The organism is Pseudoalteromonas sp. SG45-5 (assembly GCF_014164085.1).
Classification (GTDB): Bacteria; Pseudomonadota; Gammaproteobacteria; order Enterobacterales; family Alteromonadaceae; genus Pseudoalteromonas; species Pseudoalteromonas aliena.
In genome coordinates this window covers 1-290 of record NZ_JACJEM010000188.1, presented here as the reverse complement: position 1 = coordinate 290, position 290 = coordinate 1, and the positions used below count along the sequence as shown (strand labels likewise).

Genomic DNA, 290 nt, shown 5'->3' with positions numbered 1-290 from the left:
ACATACAGGACTAAGTGCGTATGATTGCTCATAACAGCATAAGCACAGACGTCAATACAAAATATCTTGGCTAACTCTAGCAGTTTGTCTTCAACCCACCCTCTGCGGTGCTCGTAAGATTGACCCGTAAAATGGTCTTCACCGCACAAAAAAGCACGCCGAACACAACGTGATATACAGTGGTAGTACTTTGTATCAACCAAACTTACTTGACGCTTTCTTGCGATTGCCATAAGACACCCTGCTTGTTTTTTGCACTGAACAAAGCCTAGTACTTAGTTCGCCAAACT

General features: G+C 43.1%; 1 pseudogene. It reads right to left on the bottom strand.

Annotated features, from left to right (window positions below):
* Positions 1-233 (bottom strand): annotated as a pseudogene (locus tag H5119_RS20805) (Mobile element protein); the annotation flags it as partial.
* Positions 234-290: the final 57 nt, after the last annotated feature.